The 2,585-nt window shown below is 53.9% G+C and carries 2 protein-coding genes; both read left to right on the top strand.

The genetic code is table 11. The features are described from left to right. Positions 1-277: 277 nt before the first annotated feature. Entirely contained in the window at positions 278-958 is a 681-nt protein-coding gene (locus tag DC522_RS33065; RefSeq protein WP_305777721.1) for an FkbM family methyltransferase, read from the top strand. A gap of 499 nt (positions 959-1,457) precedes the next feature. Then, a complete protein-coding gene (locus DC522_RS33060; protein ID WP_047191764.1) occupies positions 1,458-2,387 on the top strand; it encodes a LysR family transcriptional regulator in 930 nt (309 codons plus the stop codon). Positions 2,388-2,585: the final 198 nt, after the last annotated feature.

The raw sequence follows: 2,585 nt of genomic DNA, 5'->3' as shown, positions 1-2,585 counted from the left end.
GACGCGGCAAGTTGGGCCCCTTGCCCTTGTTAGTGATTTTCCGATCAACAGTAACTACACCGTGCCGGACCTCACATAATCCACTCAATCAGGTTTATCATCCTTCCTGCATACGCACTGTATACGTTGATATACCTTTCGTCGGGACGTCGCGCGAATTATTGAGGCTTCAAGGACGGGGTTCAATAGATCTCCGAGAGCAATCAAAGGTAGTTTGGTACCAATGGACATACTGCAATCTTTCAGAGAAGGCATGTCAAAGTCTATACAGCGGTCTATGCGAGAGCTTCTTGAGCGCATGCGAGAACCCGCATCTTCGTTAAAGGTACATCAGCACATTATTTCACTTCTCCAAAAGCCGAATCCCGTTGTCTTGGAAATCGGCTGCAACGACGGAACCGACACGCGACGTTTTCTCAGGCTGTGTCCGAAGGCTCAGCTCTACTGCTTTGAGCCGGACCCCCGAGCGGCTGCTCGCTTCAAGAAAAACATGGATCTGTATCTTGAGAAAGTGAAGCTATTTGAGATCGCGATCAGTGATCGAAATGGCAGGATCGATTTCCATCCAAGCAACGGAGATGGAAATGCGAAGGAATGGGATCTCTCTGGGTCAATACGCCGACCCAAGAATCATCTTGTGGAATATGATTGGGTCCGGTTTGATCATCCCATCTCGGTTGAAACTCGACGGCTAGATGACTGGTGCAGCGAAGCGAACCTGAACACGATCGATTTCATTTGGATGGATGTGCAGGGAGCCGAATCCGATGTCATCGCTGGCGGCAGACAGACCTTGAGCAAGACGCGCTTCATTTACACGGAATACAGCGACCGGGAGCTCTATGAAGGGCAGCTATCCCTGCAAGCGATTCTCGAGCTCTTACCTTCGTTCGAAGTGGCGAACCAATATCCCCGGGCAGTGGAAGGTGATGTATTGCTTAGAAACAGGGATTTTTAGAGCAAGCTCGTTTCTGCTTCCCGCCTGCTGCAGCCCTCCCCATCCTCAATTAGAGAGTCCATAAACGGTTGGATTAGGTCAATCGCGTTGACCATAGGTCTTTCGAAGGAACTCGGCGAGTTTGATATAGTCGGAGAGTTGCAACTTATTGTCCATCACAGCCTCCACCGCACCTGAGGACGCATGCAATGACCTCCTCTTTCTTGCCGTTCTTGAAGGACGCATCTTGCGGTCGAAGCAGCCGCGTGATTGGCGCACGTCAGACGCTGTCGTCAGCGATCGTGATGCTAGCCAATTGGGCCGAATAACCTTCATAGCACCGAGCTCCAGAGCTGATGGGCCCTCTCAATTCTTCCCGTTCTTCCTGCGCCACTCGTAAATTTTGCTCTCGATGTACTTGAATTCGGTCGAACTGATATTTTCGTCATGCAGCATTCCGTAAGGATGGTAAAATTGATTGTTTCGATGGTACCCATTCACCCTATGGATACACTGAGACATGCGTTTTAAGGGCCTTGATCTCAATCTCCTCGTCGCGCTCGACGCTTTGACGACCGAGCGTAACCTCACGGCGGCGGCACGCAGCATCAACCTGAGCCAGCCAGCCATGAGCGCGGCCGTTGGCCGGTTACGCGCCTATTTCCGCGATGAGCTATTCACGATGAGGGGCCGCGAACTTGTCCTAACACCGCGTGCGGCAGGGCTCGCCCCCGCAGTTCGCGAGGCTCTGCTGCACATCCAGCTCTCCATCATTTCCTCGGACCGGTTCAACCCAGCCCAATCGGAGCGCCGCTTTAGGATCATCCTTTCCGATTTCATGACACTCGTATTTTTTAGAAAGGTCGTGGAGCGTGTTGCCCGGGAAGCTCCCGCCGTCAGCTTCGAGTTGCTGCCTCTCGACGACGACCCCGATGAGCTTCTCCGGCGCGGCGACGTCGATTTTCTAATCCTTCCGGAAGTGTTCATGTCGAGCGCGCATCCTAGAGTGGCACTGTTCGATGAGAAACTTGTGTGCGTAGGCTGCCGCATGAACAAGCAGCTACCGCGGCAGCTTACATTCGAGAGATACATGTCGATGGGGCACGTTGCGGTCAAGTTCGGACGGACGCAGAAGCCCTCCATCGAGGAATGGTTTTTGCTCGAGCGCGGTCTCAAGAGACGTCTTGAGGTCGCGGTGGACAGCTTTAGCATGCTCCCACCCTTGGTATCAGGCACCAACCGTATAGCAACCATGCCCTTACGGCTGGTTGAGCATTTCGCAAAGACGATACCCCTGCGGATCGTCGAACTGCCGCTGCCATTTCCTGCATTCACCGAAGCTGTCCAATGGCCTGCCTTTCACAAGAATGATCCAGCAAGCATCTGGATGCGAGAGATGTTATTACACGAGGCATCCCACATGGCTTCCCCGCGTGAGACCACGGGATAGCTCAGGCATTCCTATACCACCTCGGCGTGATTGCCACCCCGCTGGATCTTGCGACGGCAGGCGATCTTCCCTTCGGCATCGAAGCCGACAAGGGGAAGACGTCTTTGCCGATGTCGACGCCTCTCCAGCGAGCGGGTGAGTTGACACCGGTCTGGGTGCCGGAATGAGGCGCATGAAGCCATGCGTGACCTGATCCGC

Source organism: Microvirga sp. KLBC 81 (assembly GCF_003075415.1).
GTDB lineage: Bacteria > Pseudomonadota > Alphaproteobacteria > Rhizobiales > Beijerinckiaceae > Microvirga.
Note: the sequence above shows the minus strand (reverse complement) of the source record. Positions and strands in the feature narration are given on the sequence as shown.